This window comes from Mesorhizobium sp. M1D.F.Ca.ET.231.01.1.1 (assembly GCF_003999155.2).
In the GTDB taxonomy this organism is placed as follows: domain Bacteria; phylum Pseudomonadota; class Alphaproteobacteria; order Rhizobiales; family Rhizobiaceae; genus Mesorhizobium.
The window spans coordinates 56,173-77,352 of sequence record NZ_RZOZ02000018.1; the positions used below are offsets into that span (position 1 = coordinate 56,173).

Consider the following 21,180-nt stretch of genomic DNA (forward strand, 5'->3'; position numbering starts at 1 on the left):
GCGTCAAATCTCGATATTCGATAACCTCAGATAGAAATTCTTGATCACGCAAGATTTGGACTACTGCTGATCAAATGCAGCATCACTCAAATGAGCGTCGACGGTTAGCCCGCGACAAGCAGCGCAGGTCTCGCAGGTGCCCTGTAGCGGCGAAAATTATCCGCCAAGAATCGCCATAGGATCATATGATCCTCTTGACATCAATCTGGATCATGCTGTTTACTGACTCGGGTTGCTGAGACGGCGGGAACGCAGCCTGTGGCCTCGACGGGTCCATGGCGCGGGCACCGCATAAGAGACGTTCCCACGAGAGGCTTTGTGTGTGGGCGAGTTGGTTCCAAGGAGACACGTCGATTTCGCCAGCTCCTCGTCACGACAGATCGAGCCAGCCAGCTCGGCCTATCGGGCCAAGGTCGGCTTTCGGCATCCGGTTCGTAACGGCGCTATTCCAAGGTGGGTGCTTACTGCCCTCAGGGACATAGAGGATTGGACTAGATGACGAATGAAGATCGAACGACCGTCTACGACGTCGTAATCGTCGGTGCCGGGCCATCTGGAGCGGTTGCCGCAAAACGCTTCGCCGAAGAAGGGATGTCCGTCATTTGCCTCGAGCAGGGCGAGTATCCCGACTACACCAAGCTTCGACACTCCGGCTTTGAATTCGAACTGACCAAGAACCAGTATTTCGCCTCCAATCCCAGGCGGCGCATGGCGCCCTCGGATTATCCAATCAACGTCGCCGACTCAGACGTCGAGCCGCTGATGTGGAATGGGGTTGGCGGGAGTTCAGTTCTCTATGCAGCGGCGTGGCATCGACTTAAGCCCAGTGATTTCCGGGTGCGGACGGTGGACGGAATTGCCGACGATTGGCCTTTGACCTACGCTGATCTTGAACCTTATTATGCACGCGTTGAGAATGATTTCGCCGTTTCTGGCGTGGGCGGCGATCCTGCCTATCCGCCAGGGTACGAGATACCGCTGCCGCCGTTTCCCCTGACAGATATGGACCGCAAGGTCGCGGCCGCCCATGACCGGCTGGGCTGGCATTGGTGGCCGGGCAGCAATTCGATCGCGACGGTCAAGCATAACGGACTACTGCCTTGCGTGCGTCGTGGTGCCTGCACTTGGGGCTGCTTCGATGGAGCCAAGGCTTCGGTCGACCGTACGCACTGGCCTTCCTGCATCAAGCTCGGTGTGAAGCTCGTCCAGAGAGCCCGGGTGCTGCGCGTCGAGACCGGCTCGGACGGCCTCGTCACTGGCGTCACCTATGTCGATCGGGAGACGGGACACACATATTTCCAGCCGGGTCGAACCGTCATTGTTTCTGCCAACGGCGTCGGCACGCCCAGGCTCTTGCTGAATTCCACTTCAAACGACCATCCAAACGGATTGGCCAACTCCTCCGGCCTGGTCGGCAAGCGCCTGATGATGCATCCGTATGGCACGGTAAGTGGCCTGTTCGATGACTTCTTCGAGAATTGGCAAGGCCCCTACGGGCAGCGTTCTTATTCCTTGGAATTTGCAGAGACCCGGAAGGATACAAATTTCTACCGGGGCGCAAAATGGCAGTTGATGGGAATGGGAGGAGCGCTCGCAACGGTTGGAACCTGGCCGTGGGGCGGGAACGGTGATGTGTGGGGCGAGAACTTTCACCCAACCGTGCAAAGGCGGTTCGGTCGCTCGGCATATTGGGGCATCATGGCCGAGGACCTGCCGAGCGAGGACAACATGGTTTCGCTCGATCCGAATCTGACGGACTCCGATGGCATGCCGGCGGCAAAGATCACCTACAAGGCGTCGCAGAACACTTGGGATCTTTTGCATTTCAACCAGGAGCGTGCTGTCGAGTCCCTGCGGGAGGCAGGCGCCTATGAAACCGCGGTGATGCCGCTTCAACGAGAAACAGGCTGGCATATTCTCGGATCGGTTCGCATGGGCGACGATCCACGCACCTCCGTTGTCGATGTCTTCGGTCGATCGCATGACGTGCCAAACCTTTTCGTCATGGACGGCAGCGTCATGCCCACATCCGGAGCGGTAAACCCCACGGGGACAGTTGCTGCGCTGGCGCTTCGGAATGCTGAAGCCATCATCGAAAACAGACGCTCCCAGCCTGTCAGTAAGGCTGCGGAAGCGCTGCGTGTTGGATCCTGAGCCATGACCCACAACATCAACGACTTCCAAAGCACGATTGCATGGGTGGCGGACACCTTGATCCCGTCGGACGTGAAATCCGGAATGCCCTCCGCCACGGAGGCGGGCGTGCCTGAACGTTTGCTGCCGCGTGCCCTCAAAGAGCGTCATGACCTGGCGCCTTCATTCTTCCAGGCGCTATCGCGCCTGCCCGAGGCCTGCCCGAGCAATGCTTTGGACGCCATACGGGCCCTCGGTGCCGATGACTTCTATACGGTCTCGTTCCTGATCGCGGGAGCCTACTTTCTGGACGAAGATGTCAATCGCAAACTGCGCTATCCGGGACAGGAGGCGCTTCATGAGACGCCAGACTACGACGAGATCATGGAGGCCATAGAGCGGGTTCAGGCCAGAGGCACGGTTTACGTGGACGTCTCCTGATTGGAGCGGCCGCCGTGACATTTCGCGTCAGCGGCCTGGTGCTTCCCACGTCAGCGAGGATTTGGATAGCCTGGACCAGCATCAGTAACGCTGAGGGATGCCCCGGTTGAACGAGATTACCGTGGTCCTGGCGCGGTGGCGATGTCGATGCCGGATCACTACGAAGCGCCGGATCAAACCCCGGTCAGGTTAAGGAAAGAAAGATGACTGAGCCGAAATTCCGTGTCCTTCACACGATGGTGCGCGTCAAAGATCTCGAAAAGTCAATCGACTTCTATACCCGCCTGCTGGGCATGAAGTTGTTGCGCAAGATGGAATTTCCTGAAGGCAAGTTCACTCTCGCCTTTGTTGGCTATGGCCCCGAGGATACCCACGCGGTCATCGAGCTGACCCATAACTGGGACCAGGAAACCCCCTATGATCTCGGTAACGGCTATGGCCACATAGCGCTTGGGGTGAGGAACATCTACGGCATCTGTGAAGAGCTGCAGGCGAGCGGCGCCCGCATCCCTCGCCCGGCCGGCCCCATGAAGCACGGCACCACAGTGATTGCCTTCGTGGAAGATCCCGATGGTTACAAGATCGAACTGATCGACCTCGATACCCTGAGCTAGCGGCGTGCCGGCCCGCGATTTGCGAAGGGCTCGACAGCAGCCGCTGTCATTCATGGGCGGCGCAAGGCAGGCCCGTGAAGGAACTGCGCCTGAGCAAATCGTGTCAAAAGCGGAGATTTCGTAAAATGGCAACTGATAATGAACGCGGCATCATCTTGGTGGCACCGCATCGATTTCCCAATCTCAACAGGGAACGTGCTTTGGCGCAGAGTCTCGGCCGCGAGATAATAGCTGCACAAGATCAGGACTCGTTTCGCAGCCGTATGGCTGACGCGGAAGTGGTCATGGTCACGCCCTATGCGAAGATGACTTCCGAGGAGTTCGGGTTGCTGCGACGCTGCAAGGCGGTCGTGCGTTACGGGGTCGGCTACGACAACATCGATGTCGTCGCGGCCAAACGGGTGGGAGTGCCGGTGACGATCGTTCCCGATACCGCGTCCGAGGAGGTGGCGTCCCACGCGCTGGCGATGGGTTTGATGCTCGCCCGACGGATTCCGCAGGGGCAGGCCGCAATTCGCGGCGGTGAGTGGGCCGGCGTTATCGGCCTGGATGTGCCCAAGCTGTCCAACCTGGAAGTCGGCGTCGTTGGAATGGGACGCATCGGGCGACTTGTGGCGAAATGGTGGGCTGCCATTGGCGCCAGGGTCCGAGCATTCGATCCGATGGCAACCTTCTCAGACGTTGCCGCCGCCAGCTTGAGCCAGGTCCTCGAGGAATCGGATGTTGTGTCCCTTCACTTGCCTCTTAGCGACAGTACCCGCCACATTATCTCGGCCGAAGTACTGGAGCGCATGCGGCGCAGTGCGGTGATCGTGAATGTATCGCGTGGCGGGTTGGTCGACGAGGAAGCGTTGGCGGCCGCCCTTCGTTCCGGCAAAATCGCGGGCGCAGGCCTCGACACGTTTGCGCAGGAGCCTCTGCCTCCCACAAGTCCCTTGCGCGAGGCGCCCAACACGGTGTTTACGCCCCATGTAGCCTGGCGCTCGAACACCTCACTCGACGCGTTGCAGGAACAGGCAGTTGAAAGGGCGCGGCGTGCGCTGCTCGGAGAAGCGCTGCCGGACCTCGTGACGGCCTGACTTCGCAACGTGAAAGACCTGGGAGTTGCGGTGGCATTGATAGGTAAGGACGATGGCGAGTGTGCAAATTCGCCATCACCTGGTTCTTCGGCTCCATCGGCCTGACCGTAGCAGGGCCGCACTTGCAGGCGCATGTCCTGCCCCTCAAAGCTATCTGGCAAGCAATCGCGCTGCACGGCCCAGTGCCAGTGAGCCAGACATAAGGAACCGGGCCGCTTGCGCAGATGTCAACCGTCAGGCGTGACATCGACCAAGCAGGCATGCCTGCAGCATGGATATTCCAAGATCAGCGCCCAGTCCGAGGCATGCAAGTCATGGGTGCCTCGACGACTTCTCTCTGCAGTCCAAAGGTGAATTCTCGTCGGACAAGATCAAAAATCTGCTCTTGGATCACATGATCCAGTTGACAACGATCTGGATCATAGTGTTGAGTAACGGCACCTAAAGCGGACGGAGAAGGCGATGAATCTCGGGACGGGCCAAAACGGCGACAAGGCTGATCCGGTAATCGGCGGGCAATCCGAGACTGCTTTCATGCGTGAAAGGAAGGTGGTCCCAGGAGGTTCGATGCGCGCGGCATCGTGGTTCCAGCCGCATCCGCCATATGCTGCGCGTGGTGAAGGCTGCTGGGTCGTCGATATCGATGGGCGGCGGCTTCTGGACTGCGCAAACAATTTCTTTTCGCTCATCCACGGTCATGCGTTTGAGCCGGTGCTCGATGCCGTTCGCTCGGCAATGGTGAAAGGCACGGCATTCGGGATGCCGACAGAGAGCGAGATCCTGCTGGCCGAAACGTTGGCGGCGCGAAACCCGAGGATGGAGCAGACGCGCTTTTGCAATTCGGGAACCGAAGCTGTGTTGGCCGCTATCAAGGGTGCGCGCGGTATCACGGGCCGTGAAAGGATTGCCAAGTTCGAGGGCTGCTACCACGGCGCGTATGACTGGGTGGAAGTCAGCCTTGATCCGACGCCCGCCAACTGGAATGACGACAACGGCAATCCTGCATCAGTACGCTGCAACGCCGGCACGCCGGATTCGGTTCTGCACGAAACTGTGGTGCTGCCTTACGACGATCCCCAGCGTTGCGCCGAGATCCTGCGTCGCGAGGGTCCTTCCCTTGCCGCCGTCATCGTCGACCCTCACGCCTCGCGCGCCGGCACGGTGCCGATCTCCCTGGAGACTGCTGCTGTCGTGCAAGAGGCCTGCCGTCGGCATGGGATCATCTTGATTGCCGACGAGGTGATCAGCTTCCGCCTTTCATTCGAGGGCGCTTCGCCGCTCTTCGGGCTCGAGCCTGACCTGGTGACGACAGCAAAGATCATCGGCGGCGGATTGCCCATCGGCGCGGTGTCCGGGCCAGCAGACCGCATGTCCGTCTTCGACCATTCCGCCGGCAAGCCCAGGGTCTCGATGGGCGGCACTTTCAGCGCCAACCCATTGAGCATGGCGGCGGGCCTGGCTTCGCTCACACACTACTCCCGATCGGCGGTCGAACGGATGAACAGCCTTGGCGAAAAACTGCGCAATGACCTTCGCCAAGGTTTTACCAAGAAGGGCATCGATGCAAGCGTGACCGGCATGGGATCGCTTTTCCGACTGCATGTCGGGCCCGGCGAAGTGACCGGGTATCGCAGTGCCTTTGCCAATGCTGAAACCGCCAAGCTGATCAAGCGCATCCACCTGGCGATGCTCGACCAGAACGTTCTTCTGACGCCGAACTGCTCCGGGGCGCTTTCGACGCCAATGACGGAAGTGGAGGTCAAGCTGATAGCTGACAAGCTCCTCAACGTTGTCGAACGAGAACTCGGCACACGCGCGGCAGCGGTAGCTTGAGGCTGTCACCGATGGTTTGCCGTTGAGCAGCGAATCCGAAGCAAGGACGAGTGGACGCAAATGCTAGTTGCACCTTACCGCGTGGGAGTTGACATCGGCGGTACCTTCACGGATCTGGTCATGGTCGACGCCCGGGGGGCGGTCAGGGCGTTCAAGGCCCCATCCGTGCCATCCGATCCGACCGAAGGCGTCCTTTCCGCGGTCCGCCTTGCTGCCGATGCGCTCGCGGTTAATGTGGAGCGCTTTCTTGCCGACACTGAACTATTCGTCCATGGCTCGACCATCGCAACCAACACGCTGCTCGAGAAGAAGGGTGCAAAGGTCGGGCTTCTCGTCACCGACGGCTTCCGTGACTCGCTGGAGATCCGCAGGTCAATTCGCGAGGATGTATGGGACCATCGACGGCCGTTTCCGGAAGTCTTGGTGCCCCGGTATCTGCGCCTGCCGGTGAGCGAGCGCTTGGAGCATGACGGCACAGTTCGCATCCCCTTCGATGCGCACTCCGTCGCGGCCGCCGCGCGTGTGTTTGCCGAGGAGGGCGTCGAGGCAGTTGCCATCTGCTTCCTGCATTCCTACGCCAATCCCACGCACGAACAGGCCGCGAGGGACGAGCTCAAAAAGCATCTTCCGGATGTCTGGGTGACCACTTCGTCCGAAATCTCGCCCACAATCGGCGAGTACGAGAGAACGTCCACGACCGTGGTCAATGCCTATGTCTCGCGCCGCGTTGTCCCATATCTGGAGAGCTTGGCCGCGCGACTGGCTCAGTTGGGGCTGCCGCGCAAGCTGTTGATGATCCAGTCCAATGGCGGGGCGATCTCGATTGACGAGATCGGCTACGCGCCGGCCAGCCTGGTTTTGTCGGGCCCTGCCGCTGGCGTTGGGTCGCTGAAGTTTTTCGGTCAGGACACCGGTTCGGAACATCTGATTTCGATCGAGGTAGGGGGGACAAGCTGTGACGTCACCTTGATGGAGCATGGCATGGTCTCCATGACGGATCAGATCGTGGTCGACGGCTATCACCTCAATATTCCTTCTGTCGACATCTACACGGTCGGTGCCGGCGGCGGCACGATCGCTTCGGTCGACGGCGCGGGCCTCCTGAGGGCCGGTCCGGAAGGCGCCGGCTCGACGCCCGGGCCTGCCTGCTACGGCCGTGGCGGCGAGCGGCCGACAGTCACCGATGCGCAGCTTGTCCTCGGTCGGTTGAAGCCCGGTCCATATGCGGGCGGCGTTATCAGCTTGAGTCTGGAGAGGGCCGTCGAGGCGATTGAAACCCATGTCGCCAAACCGCTTGGCCTCAGTGTTTCCGACGCTGCCGCCGGCATCATCCAGCTCGTCGAGCAGAACATCCTTCACGCTGTTGAACGTGCCTCTCTGGAAAAGGGCTACAATCCAAGAGCGTTCACACTTGTCGCCTGCGGCGGTGCGGGCCCATTGCACGGCCCGTCGACGGCACGCCTGCTTGGCAGTCCGAGCCTCTATATCCCCCGACTTGCAGGTGTGTTCTGCGCATTTGGCATGTGCAATTCCGACCTTCGGCATGACTTCGTGAAAAGCTGGCTAAAGGACCTCGACAAGCAGGTCTCGGCGACCGACAAACTGGAATGTGCTTTCCAAGCCATCGAGGCCGAAGCACGAGAAGTGCTGGCCCGCGAGGGTTTCACCGGAGAAAAGGCGCTGCTGAAGCGAGCTTATGACCTTCGCTATTTCGGGCAGCAATGGACGATTGCGGTGGAAAGTTTCTCCACCGATGCTGCGGCTATCCGGGCAGGCTTTGAGCAAGCCTACCAACGCCTGTTTGGCTACGTACAGTCTGCTGGAGCCATCGAGGTCGTCAATCTGCGGCTGGCCGCGATCGGAAAGCTTGATCCTTTGGAGGTCGCCAATGCGTCGTCCCTGGTTTCCGAGCCGTTACCCCATTCAAACCGGCCGGTCTGGATCGACAGGAAAGTCGGATTCGTCGAAACCCCGGTCTACGATGGAACCGTGCTCAAGTCGCGCCAGCAACTGGTCGGGCCGGCGATCATCGAAGAGGCGACGACTACACTCATCCTCGGGATGGGCGACAGGCTCACCATGACGGACGCCGGCAACTATCATGTCGATATCGCGCATGGAGGGGCGGCATGAAAAGGTATTGCGCGCCAACAGCGACGCCAGTGGGCCTCACGCATACGGAACTGGCCCGCGCGAGTCGCTTGATGCAACAGGTCAGGGCCTAACATGAGCACTGTTTCGTCCACGGAATATGATCCGGTCCTAATCGCCATCCTGCAGCGGCAGCTGGATCACATTAGCCTGCAGATGGGAATGATCATGATCCGCACCGCGCGGAGCCCGATCTTCAGTCAAAGCCATGACTTCTCTTGCTTTTTGAGCAACGCCAATGGCGAGACCATCGCCCAGGCCGATGGGTTGCCGATCCATTCCGGCAGCGGTGGCTTCGCGGTGCGCGCGGTGTTGAGGGATTTTGCCGGGCGCATCGAGCCGGAAGATGTCTTCATCCTGAGTGATCCTTACGCGGCAGGGGGCAATCACCTTCCTGACTGGACGCTCATCCGACCCGTTTTTGTAGAAGGCGAGCTGATTGGATTTTGCAGTAACCGCGCCCACCAGTCCGATATTGGTGGGGGCGCTGCCGGCACCTACAACGCGAAGGCGACCGAGATCTTCCATGAAGGGATACGGTTGCCCGTTCTCAAGTTGATTGAGAAAGGCCAGCTACGCGATGATCTGTGGCGGATGCTGCTGCTGAATTCCCGCTGTCCGGATCTGTTGGAAGGTGATCTCGGCGCGATGATAGGCTCGACGCGCATCGGCGGCCAGCGGCTTGCCGACGTTGTCGGCCAGCTTGGCGTGAAAAAGGGCAATGCCTATCTCGATGCGCTCCTGAACTATGGCGAGCGCCGCATGCGCCAGGCTATCTCGGAACTTCCAAGCGGTACCTGGGAAGCCTCGGATGTAAGCGATACGGATTGCTTCAAGCTCGTGGACGTTGAAACCCGCGTGAAGCTCACCATCGATGGCGATACGATGACCTTTGACTTTGCGGGCACCTCTCCGCAGATCAGAGGCTTCAAGAACAGCGGGATAGCCAACACGCATTCGGCCGTTTACTGCGCGCTTTCAGCGTTCCTTGATCCTGAAATTCCCCACAACGAGGGCACCTATCGCTGCGTCAAGATCATAGCGCCCGAGGGCACCACCGTAAACGCGCTGCCACCGGCGCCGATGACAATGAACACCGTCTACCCGGCGATCGACATCATGAATGCCTGCTGGGGCGCATTGGCCCAAGCCGATCCCGAGCGCGCTTGTGCCGGTTGGGGCAAATCCGTATTCGGAATCTCGTCGGGCAAGAAGCCCTCCGGCGGCGTGTTCGTCTTGTACCATTGGCATGGCAGCTCTGGCGGCGGTGCCGTCAAGGGCCGAGATGGATTTCCCACCACCAGCCATCAGATGACGCTTGGCGGGATGTTCATTCCTAATATCGAGACATATGAACAATCCTATCCGATGCGCGTACATCGCTATGAGATGCGCAGCGATACCGGCGGCGCAGGCCAGTATCGCGGCGGAACCGGGGTGGACTATGTCGTTGACGTGCTTGCCGGGGGCGAGCACCTGTTGCGCGGCGAAGGCGCTCGCAAACCCACGGGCGCTGGCGTCAATGACGGAGAGTGGGGCGCCAAGGGATCGATAAGGGCATTCGATCTTGCGAGTGGCGAAGAACTGGCCTGTCCGCCCTACGGCGTCGAGGAGGTCGGGCCGCTCCATCTCGTCATTCAGGCCTCGGCCGGCGGCGGGTGGGGCCATCCGTACTTGCGCGATCCAGAGGCTGTATTGCGTGACGTGCGCGATGGCGTCGTCTCGCGACAGGCCGCGCTGCAGACCTATGGTGTTGAAATCTCCCCGGATGGAAGATCCGTCGCGTCGATCCAGATGCGAGGAAAGCCGTTGGCCGCCACACCTCGCAGGCAGTGAGGCCGCAACCGTGGTCGGGTGATTTGTGCAAACCGGAGGAAGAAGCAAGATGAGCAAAAAGCGGGCAAAAGACATCCTTCGCGATTACCACGATGCGTGGTCGAGCGGGGATATCGAAAAGGGCTGCAGCTTCTACGCTGATAACCTGGTGGTCCATATGGGTGGAACGCACCCGGTTCTCTCTCGCGATTTTCACGGAGCAAAGGATTTTCTCGAAAACTGGGTCAACAAGGTCGCGGCCTATACCGACCAGTGGATCGTGGGAGGCGAGGCGGGCCATGACCAAGTCATCGCAGACTCAGACGACGCGATCCTCATTATGGTCCATGAAATCTGGGCGCGAGGCGGCAAGCGGGTAAAAACCGACCGCCTTGCTGCCTATCGCTTCGAGAATGAAAAGATCGTCGAATGCTGGTTCTGCGACATGCGTCAATCGGAGGTCGACGGCTTCTTTGCCGGGATCAAATAAGGTCGAAGATCCGGTAACGAAATGGGCAGCCAGGCACAACGGACCGCCCATAAAGTGGATTGGCCGCTCTGGTCTCATCGTAAAGTTCGGACGCCTGGGGCTACACCCGCAGGTTCGCAGGCCAAGTTGGAAGGGAAGAAGGGGCCATGCCCGACTTTATCGTTGTAGGCGGAGGATCGGCTGGGTGCGCGATTGCGGGTCGACTGAGCGAGGATCCGGACGCGTCCGTTACATTGTTCGAGGCCGGACCGAAGGACAGCAGCATCTGGATACGTTTTCCAGTCACGTTCTACAAATCCTTCAAGAGCTCCCTGATGCAATGGTACAAAGTCGAAACGCTCAAGCATCAGAACGACCTTGAAACTCAAGTTGGACAGGCGCGTGTCTTGGGTGGCGGCAGCTCACTCAATGGTTTGATCTATATGCGAGGAGCGCCCTCAGATTACGACCGCTGGGCCGCGCATGGGGCGGAAGGCTGGGGCTATAAGGACGTCCTTCCATATTTCCGCAAGGCGGAAAACAATGAGGTCTATTCAGACGAGGCGCACGGGCAGGATGGCCCGCTAAGCGTATCGAACCAGCAGCATACACTTCCGCTGACCAAAGCCTGGGTGAAGGCCTGCCAGGAGGCAGGGCTTCCCTTCAATCCGGACTTCAATTCTGGAGAGCTCAAGGGGGCGGGATTTTATCAGCTGACCACGAAGAATGGGCGTCGATGCAGTTCAGCCGATGCCTACATTCATCCGGCCCGCGGACGTCGAAACCTGAATGTCGTCACCAACAAGCAGGTCACCAAGATTATCATAGAAGGCGGCCGGGCAACTGGTGTTCAATATCTTGATAACGGCCGCCTGGCGACCATGCGTGCGGAACGTGAGGTGGTGGTCTCCTCAGGAGCCATCGGATCGCCACGGCTTCTGCTGCTTTCGGGCATCGGACCTGCATCCGATCTCAAGCGCATCGGCGTCGACGTGGTACATGATCTGCCGGGCGTTGGTCAGAACCTTCAAGACCATACCGATTGCTTCCTAATCTATAATCTTAAGTCGGATACCAGCTACGACAAATACAAGAAGCTGCGCTGGCAGGTGGCCGCGGGCGTCGAGTACGCGCTGTTCGGCAGCGGGCCGGTTACCTCGAACATTTGCGAGGGAGCTGCCTTCTGGTGGGGCGACAAGAGCGATCCAACGCCCGATCTCCAGTATCACTTCCTGGGAGGTGCCGGCATCGAGGAAGGCGTTGAAACCACCGCAAGCGGAAACGGATGCACCCTCAATGTTTATGCCTGCCGCCCGAAATCGCGCGGCCGGATTGCACTTAGATCGAGTGACCCAGGTGTTGCGCCAATTGTCGACCCCAACTACCTCAGCCATCCCTACGACGTGGACCGTATCGTTGACGGGATCCAGCTCGGCCAGGAGATCATGGCGCAGCCTTCGATGCAAAAGTTCGTCAGTGAGGCGCACCTGCCAAAAAAGCCCCTGACAACCCGTGCTGAGCTCGAGGCTTTCGCCAGAAAGTATACGCAAGGCGCTTACCACTTGAGCGGTGCCTGCAAGATGGGGACCGACGAGATGGCCGTCGTGGATCCTCAGTTGCGCGTCCACGGCATTGACGGCCTGCGCGTGGCTGACACCTCGGTCATGCCGTTCGTCACATCCAGCAACCTGAATGCTCCCGCCATCATGATCGGCGAGCGCGCTGCCGATTTTCTGAAAGGAAATCGTATCTGACGGCGACCGTGCGGGCAGCACGGCCTGCCACAAGCTCTTTGCCCCGCTTTGCATCAAAGGCACCGGAAGGGTGCGGGAGAAACCAATGAAACTTGTTTCCTACGATCGTTCTGGCTCGTGGCAGCCAGGCATTGTGCTCGATTCAACAGTCTTTGACATCTCGATGCTGCTGGAAGCCAGTGGCGCCGACGCTCGCGCTGGCAGTTCCATGAGTACGCTGCTGCGAGAACATGGATCGTCGCTGCCCGAGCTCTCCAAGCGTCTGACCACCGCCGCCAAGGCAAGCCCCAGGGCCGCGGTTGGTCCGCTTGCAGCGACGCGGCTCGGTCCGCCCGTTGCCGATCCGGCAAAGGTCCTGTGTATCGGCCTCAACTACAACGACCATGTTGCCGAAACCGGTCGGGCGCTTCCCACTCATCCCGATATCTTCGCGAAGTTTGCAAGCACTTTGATCGGTCCGTCCGATGAAATTCGCTGTTCCAATATCACTCAGAACCTGGATTTCGAGGGCGAACTGGCCATCGTTATCGGCCGCCAATGTCGCGGCGTTGCTGCTTTAGATGCGCTCAGCTACGTCGCCGGGCTGACGGTATTGAATGACATCACGGCGCGCGACCTGCAGTATAAGGGAACGCAGTGGCTGGCGGGTAAGGCCGTCGACGCTTCCACTCCTTGCGGGCCGGCGATCGTCACCTTGGACGAGGTCGACGATGTGCAAAATCTGGATATTCAAACGCGCGTGAACGGAGTGCAGGTGCAATCCTCCAACACACGCTACATGATATTTCCTGTCCGTGATTTGGTCTCTTACATCTCCTTCTTCCTGACCTTGTCTCCCGGCGACATCATCACGACGGGCACCCCGCAGGGCATAGGAGCCAAGCGCCAGCCTCCATTATGGTTGAAGCCCGGCGATACGGTCGAAGTCGAGCTCCAGCAAATTGGCCTGTTGCGGAACGTCGTCCGCTAAGATTGAACCGCCCGGCGCTCGGGGCGGCAGCACCAGGTGCTGCCGCTCAAAAGACCTTTGAAATTGGTCTTGCGAGCCAAAGCGGGGTGGTCGCGCTGCCCAACATTCGTGAGGATCACTTGCTTGTTGTCGCGCGCCGACGCTTCTTGGCCCCGTTCGACAGCAGATATTCACCAGAATTCACGAGGAACCGCTCGTTCTCGCGTATCCGGTGTTGCGCTACCTCGCCGAGCTTGCTGATGGTCAAGGCGGCAAGGATGTTGGCGATAGCTATCGCGCCCAGTGCCGACTCGGGAAACGCGCGACCGGAACTTTGCGCCACGAAATGCAATGGCTCCGCGAACTTGCTTATTGGTGCGGCGAAACTGTCGGTGATTGCGATGATCTTGGCGCCTGATTGCGAGGCCTTCTCGGTCAACCTGTGGACCAGCCGGTTGAAAGGTGCAAATGTTACTCCCACGAAGACGTCACCTGGCCGGATGTCATCAAGTGCTCCCTCAGGAGCGCCGCCGGGCGTGTCCAACAGGACGATGTTCGGCCGTGCCTTCTGCAAAGTGTAGGCAAGGGTGAACGCCGGCGTAAAAGCCGTTCGCCGGCCCATGACGTAGATTTTTGGCGCGCGTGCCAAAAGCTCGACGGCACTCTCGAGCTTTTCTTCCGAAAGATGCGATCTTGCTTGCTCGACGACGGCCAATTCGGTCGCAAAGAAGGAATCAACGAAGGCCTTGAGCCCGGGGCTCTTCCCCATCTCCGCAATGAGAACACGTGCGCTCGATTCGTTGCGACTGACAGATTGACGATCGCGCTGGTTTCGCTCCTGGGTTGCGTCTATGAACTGCTGCCGAAACTCCCCGTAGCCCGCAAACCCCAGCTTCTGGGCCAGACGTACGAGACTGACGGGCTGGATGCTTGCCCGCCTGGCGACTTCGCGCATGGTGTAGAACGGGATATCGTCCGCGTTGTTGATTACATAGTGGGCGGCGTCGACTGTCTGGCCCGAAAGTTCGACGCATATCTTCTTGATGCGGTCAAGCAGGTCGGTATCGGTCAAGGCTCTCTCCGGCAAGGAAGGATCGGCTAGGTTCACAAGACAAGTTCGGGTTCATGATCTACGGACCGACGCGGTCAGTCTTGGCACAGCTGGAATGCGATCCGCAACGATTGATCCAAAAGCCCCGTGCGCGTTTCTCATTTGACCCGCTCTATCTCTCACTTGGCCCGCCCTATCGCGGGAAGGTTCGCGCTTTCCAAGCTGACCGCGCTAGAGGCTGCGCTGGGCAAGGTGGTAGGGAGCGGCGACTGGTGCCGCGGCTGTGGATGGTTAGATCCGGACCGTCTCGCCGGTCCAGGCAACGGGCCACCGGCTCCGCGCTTGACCGAGGCAAGCTTTCTATCAATCCGCGCGACACCCCTTAAGGCCATGCGGCGTGGACGTTCCCTCAACATCGCGACAGGCACCTCATGCCTCCGGCAAAAGGGACTCTGGATCACATGATCCACTTGACAAGTGATTGGATCATAGTGTTGACTGGTCTTCAAGACAAGACGTCAGAACCTAAAGGGCGCGCATCGCAAGCTTGTAAGCGATGGTTTTTGTCCATCGGGCTCGGTTGGAAGGAGCTAGCTGCCCTGACGGGGGCGCGTAACAGAGGCAATCACGCCACGGGTTCTGATAAAATTGGATGATCTGTTCCCATCATCGATCAAAATTTGACAGCGTGGGGCAGGCGTTTGAAGGTAGGGACAAGGAAGAGTACTGCCGCTTGAGCACTTGTCGGAGAACGAGGCTTCAGCTTGCAGGGGAACAACGCGCGATGAAAACGCCACCAACTATAGTGCATCAGCGGCGTCAGTAGCCGCTTAGCTTGAAATCCAGCCTGCAGTCGACTGGGGCGCACTCGCCGAGCGAGCGCGCAGCGTAGGGTCGTGACCAAAATACATGCGATGAGCATTGCAGAGTCCGAACAAGTTCATGAGGGAGAACCGGCTTTTCTGTTGCCAGAGGGACCATCCAGGCGAATGCTTTGTTGGTAGTTTGAGCGGTCTATCTGTCAATAACACGAAACCAAATCGAAAGTATAAACGAAAACATGGCTTCAGTTACATTCCAGAGTGTGTGGAAGCGCTTCGGTGCCGTCACAATCATACATGATCTGAACCTCAAGATTAATGATGGAGAGTTCATGGTGTTTGTCGGCCCGTCCGGTTGCGGCAAGACGACGACACTTCGGATGCTGGCCGGCCTGGAGACCCCGACCTACGGCAAGATCTTCCTGGACAAGGAAGACGTGACGCTGACCGCGCCAGGACGACGCGACACCGCGATGGTGTTCCAAAGCTATGCGCTTTACCCGCACATGACCGTTCGCAAGAACCTGGCATTCGGGCCTGGAGTGCGCGGCGAGCCCAAGGCTGACGTTGCCGATCGTGTGCAGAAGGTCGCGCAACTGGTTGGATTGGACAAATTGCTCGACCGGCGGCCGGCGGAGTTGTCAGGTGGACAGCGCCAGCGCGTCGCATTGGCCAGAGCGATGATCCGCAGTCCGCGCCTGTTCCTGCTCGATGAGCCGCTCTCGAACCTCGATGCAGCTCTGCGCTCTCACATGAGAACCGAGATTTCGGAGCTGCAAAGGCAACTCGGCGTGACCACCGTCTATGTGACACATGACCAGGTGGAAGCCATGACAATGGGGCACCGGATCGCCGTCTTTGACAAGGGGCGCATCCTGCAGGTCGCCACGCCTGCGGATCTGTATCGTAGTCCCGCCAGCAAGGCGGTCGCCACCTTCATCGGATCGCCCAAGATGAATATCTCGCCCGCGACCGTTCAGGTCGAGGGGCCAACCGCTCGTTTCACCACGCTGGGCACTATGTTCAAGCTCCCGCTGCAGCAGTTTTCGGACGATCTGCCGTCGCAGGTCGAGCTCGGAATTCGTCCCGATGACCTTCATTGGACCAAGGACGCTCCCTCACGCTGCTCGCAAAAGATCGCCGGGACGGTCAAAGCAATCGAGACGACCGGCTCCGAAACTTTCGTGTTGGTCGATGTCGCGGGCACCGAGATCAACTCAAGGTTCCCGAGCTTCGCCCCCGTTCGGATCGGGGATCAGGTGGATCTCGTGTTCGATCCAAGCGACCTACACTGCTTCGACAGTATTTCCGGCGTGAACCTTTGTTCACCCCATCAAGAGCTTCTGAGCGCGGAGAAACAAGTGCGTTCAGTTGGGTAAAGACGTCGACAATAGTTGATATCTTCAGGTGGAACTATGATCTGCAGCAAGGAGGAAGTAATGGATATCGAAAACAGGGGCTGCTCGCCATCGCCCAAGCGTCGAGGCGGATTTGTCGCCGCAGCTCTGCTGGCGCTGGCTTGCAGCACAGCTGGCCTCGTCCAGCAGGCCGAGGCCGCTAATGTGAAGGTGGCCTACGCTCTTGACTATATGTTCTCCAAGCCGGAACTGATCACGAAATGGTATGGCAATATCAAGAAGGAATTCGAGGCCGCTCATCCTGGGGACACGCTGGAACTGGTTCCAATTCCCGGCGGCTACGAAGACTTCATGACGAAGCTCAGCCTTCTTTACAACTCGCCCAAAACAGCGCCGGACATCATTCACGTGATGAGCGTCAGCATCGGACAGTTTGCCGATGGCGGCCTCCTGTTGCCCCTTGACGATAAGGCCAAGGCAGCCTCTTGGTGGCAGGATTTCCCGAAGCCTGTGCAGAATGAAGGTGCTGTCGAGGGAACCCACTATGGCGTCGTGGTGGGCATCAATACCTACCAGTTGCTGTTCAGCCGCCCGTTGATGGAAAAGGCCGGCCTTTCAGCCGATTGGGCGCCCAAGAACTGGGACGACATCCTGACCGCTGCACGCGCGATCAAGAAGGCGGTGCCTGACTCTTGGCCGATCTGGCTCATCACGGGCACCGCCCAAGGACCGGCAGCCCTGGGTAATGGCCCTGGCCTGTTACTGACGGCATCCAGCGAGCCCAAGATCTACGACCCGACGACCAAGAAGTGGGTTGTTGACAGCAAAGGCATCCGAGAGGTTCTGGAGTTCTACAAGAAGGCCGCCGCTGATGATCTTCTGGCGCCTTCCTCGCAGATCATGAACGCGAACGCGACCAACAACTCCGCCACCATCTTGCCAGAGGGCAAGACCGGCATCGTGTTTGCCGGCAACTGGATCCCGATCGACTGGAATCCGCAGGTCTGCACGCCCTGCTGGGGAGAAAAGGAGCAGGAGACTATCGGCTCGACTGCAGTTCCGACGTCGAATGGTCAGGCCCCGCAAACGGCCGCAACGATGGATACGCAAGCCGCGGCGATCTACAAGGATACGCCCAATCCGGATCTGGCGTGGGCTGTGGTCAACATCATGACTGAAAAGCAGCAGCAACTTGACCTGAGCGCCTGGGGCCCGGCCATTCCGCCAACCCCTGCGTACAGCAAGGACCCGACATATTTGAGCTACAGCCTGCCGCGCTTCCAGACGAGCTTTGCCGATCTGACTTCGACGGCGGCCAGCATGCCATCCAGACCTGAGCTTCCAGTCTGGGCCTATGCGTTCCAGATGGCGACGCAGACCATGGTCCTGAAGCCGGAGACGCCGGTTGACGATGCGGTCAAGGCAATGCGCAAATATGTCGTCGACCAACTGGGAGAGGACAAGGTCGAGACCCTGCCATGAGTTCGTCGATGTCCTTTGGTGTTCCGATCGCCAAAGCTCAAGAAGGGGGGGCGAACAGCCCCCCCGACGGCCCGCGGCTGGATCAGCCGCGCGTCGACCGGATCAGCTTCGTGTTTCTTTCGCCGGCCGCGGTTCTTCTCGGCGGGCTTTTCGTCGGCCCCGTCCTCTACGCCATCTATCTGGGGTTCACGAACCTACAGCTGATCGGGCTCCACGCCATTCACTACCAGTTCACTGGCTTGGCCAACGTCATCGATCTGGTGGACGATCCGACCTTCTACCAGTCGATATGGTCCACTCTCGTGTTCGTGGTGGGGTCCGGCGCGATCGGCGCCACGTTGCTTGGTCTGATCCTGGCGATCGCGATGCAGGGGAGCGTGGCACCTGCCAGATGGGTCGGCAACACCTTCGCCATCCTTGCCTGGACGCTGCCGCCAAGCACCATAGCGTTTGTCTGGCTGGCCACCACGACACAGTCCGGCATTATCGCCATGCTGGTGGGCATGCCCAATCTGGACCTGCTCTACCAGCATGCGATGTTCTTCGTGTCGGTGGCCAATGCCTGGTCTTTCGCCGGCCTCAGCCTAATCATGTTTTCGGCCGCGCTTCGCAGCATCCCGGAGGACCTCTACGAGGCGGCGCGACTTGAGGGAGCCTCTTCCGCTCAGTGCCTGATGCAGATCACGATACCGATGCTCAAGCCAACCATAGTCACGGTGGCGTTGCTGATGATGCTACAGACGTTCGGCAATTTCACCATCGTCTATCTCATGACCGGCGGCGGACCTGGCAACGACAGCAACATCTTGCCCGTCTATGCCTACCTGCAGGGCTTCAAGTTCCACAAGCTCGGCTATTCGGCCCTTCTCGGTAACGTGATGGTCCTGCTCTCGGCCCTTCTGGGCTGGCTCTTTCTCTACTTTGCGCGGGCGCGCCGCTAAGGCGCGCCTGCGTCAACCTGGTCGTTCGGTGGGCTGATTGATGTATGAGATCGTGAAAATGCAAGATACGCCTTCCATCGAGAGTGATCGTCCATGGGGCGATTTGCCGTTGAACAAGCCGAGGGCTTTCACAGTTGGAAAGCTGATCAGCAACGCAACGGTACTGGTGCTTACACTTTTCTTTGCGGTTCCGATGCTCTGGCTGGTGCTGGCGTCGATCGATCAGACCGCGTCGTTCCAGTTCAAGATGCCCGTGCCCACCATCAATCACTATATCACCGCGGTTGCAGCGGAAAATCTGAGCGCGCTCGCCAACAGCCTGGCCCTGTCTGGCATCGCGATGATCGTGGGGACAACGGCTGCCTTCATGGCTGCCTATGTTTTCTCGCGGCAGCACATTCCGTTCAAGAACCCGTTGATGCTGACGATCCTGTTTTTGTCAGGCATTCCGATATCGATCCTCATTGTCCCAACCTATAAGATGTTCTCCATTCTAGGCTGGTTTTCACTTTTTCCGACGGGGGTCTTGCTGGGGGTGACGGGCCTGCCGTTCCAAATTTACCAGCTGAAGAACTTTATCGATGCAATCCCATCCGAGCTTGAGGAAGCCGCCTTCATGGAGAGGGCATCCAGCTTCCAGATCCTTCGGCTGGTGATCTTCCCGCTCACCAAGCCAGGACTTGCATCGGCAGCGATATTCGGCTTCGTCAATGCGTGGGGGAATTTCCTGATCCCCATCGTCCTGCTCAGCGATGTCGATCAGCAGCCGGCGCCGGTGCGTCTCTACGGCTTCATGGGCTCGACTTCCATTAATTACGGAGCAGTGGCGGCATATTCGATCGTCTATTCGATTCCAGTGCTCGTGCTTTTCTTGAGCATGTCGCGACAGTTCAAGGCCGGTTTCTCACTCGGCGGCGCCGTCAAGTGATCCCAGTTGCTGTCGAGTTCTTGCCAGCTGCGACGGGCAGGGGGTCGCTTCCATGCCTCATCGGCGGGCACGCCTGGCGATTGGAGCGCGCTGTGCAACGCGGTCGGCTTGCGAAGCCAAAAGGGCATGGGTGATGGCTGTCGCCCGTTTCACCTGGCTCTCCAGGTCGTGATCGCATGGCCGTTTGCACCAGGAACTCGCGCTGTCCAGGACCGCCACGACGACATGGACCGCCGTATCGCAGTTCCTGTAGCCCATTTCATGTGCGGCAGCTTCATACATCCGCGGAAAAAGCTGCAGCCAATGGTCAATCTCTGATCGGATCTCGGATGGAAGAAACCCTCCTATGCGGTCCATCGCCACGAGAATATCCCAAAGGTCGCTCTCGGGAAGCGAAAGCTGGCGGGTAAGGTGAACACGCACCATTGCGTCCCAAATTTCTTGAGCGCTGTCGCATCGTTCGACAGCGCCCAGGAAGGCTGTCCCCCACTCGTAGTAATGCCAGCGCATGGACTCGATGACGATTTCGTCACGGCCGGCCGGGAAATGAAAATAGATGCTGGACGCCTTGACCCCAATGGCCTTGGCGAGACGTCTCATCGTGACCGACGAATAGCCTTCGGTCGTGGCGAGCTTCAAGAAGGCTTGCAGGATCTCCCGTCGTCGGGCGGTCTGTCCGGCCCAGTCAAATTTGGCCAAGTGGCGCCTCAACTCGTCATGGGCAATCTGCACCTGGGCTGGGAGGGACATCTCAATACCTATCATTCAATGAGGAGTCGCAGAATCGGTCATCATCGTCCGGGTCTGCGCACCTTTAAAGGTGCGATCGCCAATTGCACATCAGTTCTCAATATTGCCACAGGTGGTCCGCGCCAATCTTCGTCTTGCAACCGTGCAGCTTTTGTGTCTAACGTACGTCAGTTAGGTAAGCTTGGCCAGCGTTGTTCAGGTCAGGTTCGGGCGGGAATTGAATGCCAAAGCGCCGTCCGGACTCTGGCTGGATTGCACGTTCACGGGCGCCTCTTCAGAAGGCACGCTCAATCCAAGCGCTTCGCAAAAAGCAAACCCATTCGGAGCCAGGGAACCGATGTCAGCTCTGCAACTGTCCCACGACGAACTTTTGAAGGTGTATCGAACCATGCGGATGATCCGCCGGTTCGAGGAACGGGTGATGGAGGAGATGGGTACCGGCGACATTCCGGGCAACACCCATCTTTATGCCGGGCAGGAGGCGAGTGCCGTCGGCGTGTGCCTGCAGCTCCAGGAGGGCGACTACATCTCCTCCACCCATCGCGGCCATGGCCACTCGATTGCCAAGGGCGTCGACATCGACAGCATGATGGCGGAGCTGTTCGGCCGCG

At 59.1% G+C, this 21,180-nt stretch carries 17 protein-coding genes; 15 read left to right on the plus strand and 2 right to left on the minus strand.

Going from position 1 to position 21,180, the window contains the following annotated elements; translation table 11 throughout:
* The first annotated feature begins 495 nt into the window (after positions 1 to 495).
* The 10 genes from EN874_RS30355 (at position 496) to EN874_RS30400 (ending at position 13,259) form a co-directional block, all read left to right on the plus strand.
* Positions 496 to 2,154 (plus strand): GMC family oxidoreductase, encoded by a 1,659-nt coding sequence (locus EN874_RS30355; RefSeq protein WP_127426817.1) that lies wholly within the window; start codon positions 496 to 498, stop codon positions 2,152 to 2,154.
* A 3-nt stretch (positions 2,155 to 2,157) separates the two neighbouring features.
* Entirely contained in the window at positions 2,158 to 2,574 is a 417-nt protein-coding gene (locus EN874_RS30360) for a hypothetical protein (RefSeq protein WP_127426818.1), read from the plus strand.
* A 203-nt stretch (positions 2,575 to 2,777) separates the two neighbouring features.
* Positions 2,778 to 3,188 (plus strand): lactoylglutathione lyase, encoded by a 411-nt coding sequence (gloA, locus tag EN874_RS30365; protein ID WP_127426819.1) that lies wholly within the window; start codon positions 2,778 to 2,780, stop codon positions 3,186 to 3,188.
* Between the two features lie 125 nt (positions 3,189 to 3,313).
* Complete coding sequence (locus EN874_RS30370) at positions 3,314 to 4,267, plus strand: C-terminal binding protein (RefSeq protein WP_127426820.1); 954 nt, start codon at positions 3,314 to 3,316, stop codon at positions 4,265 to 4,267.
* 462 nt (positions 4,268 to 4,729) lie between these two features.
* Positions 4,730 to 6,100 carry an aspartate aminotransferase family protein gene (locus EN874_RS30375; RefSeq protein ID WP_127426821.1) on the plus strand — a complete coding sequence of 457 codons (1,371 nt, stop codon included), beginning with the start codon at positions 4,730 to 4,732 and terminating at the stop codon, positions 6,098 to 6,100.
* A 60-nt stretch (positions 6,101 to 6,160) separates the two neighbouring features.
* Positions 6,161 to 8,233: a hydantoinase/oxoprolinase family protein gene (locus tag EN874_RS30380; RefSeq protein WP_127426822.1), complete on the plus strand. Its 2,073-nt coding sequence runs from the start codon at positions 6,161 to 6,163 to the stop codon at positions 8,231 to 8,233.
* Between the two features lie 93 nt (positions 8,234 to 8,326).
* Positions 8,327 to 10,087 (plus strand): hydantoinase B/oxoprolinase family protein, encoded by a 1,761-nt coding sequence (locus EN874_RS30385; RefSeq protein WP_127426823.1) that lies wholly within the window; start codon positions 8,327 to 8,329, stop codon positions 10,085 to 10,087.
* 49 nt (positions 10,088 to 10,136) lie between these two features.
* A complete protein-coding gene (locus EN874_RS30390) occupies positions 10,137 to 10,556 on the plus strand; it encodes a nuclear transport factor 2 family protein (RefSeq protein WP_127426824.1) in 420 nt (139 codons plus the stop codon).
* A gap of 146 nt (positions 10,557 to 10,702) precedes the next feature.
* A complete protein-coding gene (locus tag EN874_RS30395) occupies positions 10,703 to 12,289 on the plus strand; it encodes a GMC family oxidoreductase N-terminal domain-containing protein (RefSeq protein WP_127426825.1) in 1,587 nt (528 codons plus the stop codon).
* 85 nt (positions 12,290 to 12,374) lie between these two features.
* Positions 12,375 to 13,259 carry a fumarylacetoacetate hydrolase family protein gene (locus tag EN874_RS30400; RefSeq protein WP_127426826.1) on the plus strand — a complete coding sequence of 295 codons (885 nt, stop codon included), beginning with the start codon at positions 12,375 to 12,377 and terminating at the stop codon, positions 13,257 to 13,259.
* Positions 13,260 to 13,374: 115 nt separating this feature from the next.
* On the opposite strand, the gene EN874_RS30405 is transcribed toward EN874_RS30400, so the two are convergent.
* Positions 13,375 to 14,310: a MurR/RpiR family transcriptional regulator gene (locus tag EN874_RS30405; protein ID WP_127426827.1), complete on the minus strand. Its 936-nt coding sequence runs from the start codon at positions 14,308 to 14,310 to the stop codon at positions 13,375 to 13,377.
* Positions 14,311 to 15,349: 1,039 nt separating this feature from the next.
* Here EN874_RS30405 and EN874_RS30410 point away from each other — a divergent pair.
* The 4 genes from EN874_RS30410 to EN874_RS30425 are packed head-to-tail and all read left to right on the plus strand — an operon-like array spanning position 15,350 to position 19,819.
* Positions 15,350 to 16,489: an ABC transporter ATP-binding protein gene (locus tag EN874_RS30410; protein ID WP_127426828.1), complete on the plus strand. Its 1,140-nt coding sequence runs from the start codon at positions 15,350 to 15,352 to the stop codon at positions 16,487 to 16,489.
* A gap of 60 nt (positions 16,490 to 16,549) precedes the next feature.
* On the plus strand, positions 16,550 to 17,950 hold the full coding sequence (locus tag EN874_RS30415) for an extracellular solute-binding protein (protein ID WP_127426829.1): 1,401 nt from the start codon (positions 16,550 to 16,552) through the stop codon (positions 17,948 to 17,950).
* Positions 17,947 to 18,891 (plus strand): sugar ABC transporter permease, encoded by a 945-nt coding sequence (locus EN874_RS30420; protein ID WP_245513772.1) that lies wholly within the window; start codon positions 17,947 to 17,949, stop codon positions 18,889 to 18,891. Before EN874_RS30415 ends, EN874_RS30420 begins: the two co-directional genes overlap by 4 nt.
* Before the next feature lie 40 nt (positions 18,892 to 18,931).
* Positions 18,932 to 19,819: a carbohydrate ABC transporter permease gene (locus EN874_RS30425; RefSeq protein WP_245513774.1), complete on the plus strand. Its 888-nt coding sequence runs from the start codon at positions 18,932 to 18,934 to the stop codon at positions 19,817 to 19,819.
* 57 nt (positions 19,820 to 19,876) lie between these two features.
* Here the strand turns inward: EN874_RS30425 and EN874_RS30430 are convergent, their stop codons facing one another.
* The gene (locus EN874_RS30430) at positions 19,877 to 20,518 is read right to left on the minus strand and encodes a TetR/AcrR family transcriptional regulator (RefSeq protein ID WP_245513776.1); all 642 of its coding nucleotides are present in this window, start codon (positions 20,516 to 20,518) and stop codon (positions 19,877 to 19,879) included.
* A gap of 232 nt (positions 20,519 to 20,750) precedes the next feature.
* On the opposite strand from EN874_RS30430, the gene EN874_RS34635 reads away from it, so the two are divergent.
* The coding region (locus tag EN874_RS34635) for a thiamine pyrophosphate-dependent enzyme (RefSeq protein ID WP_245513777.1) at positions 20,751 to 21,180 on the plus strand (430 nt) is incomplete at its 3' end.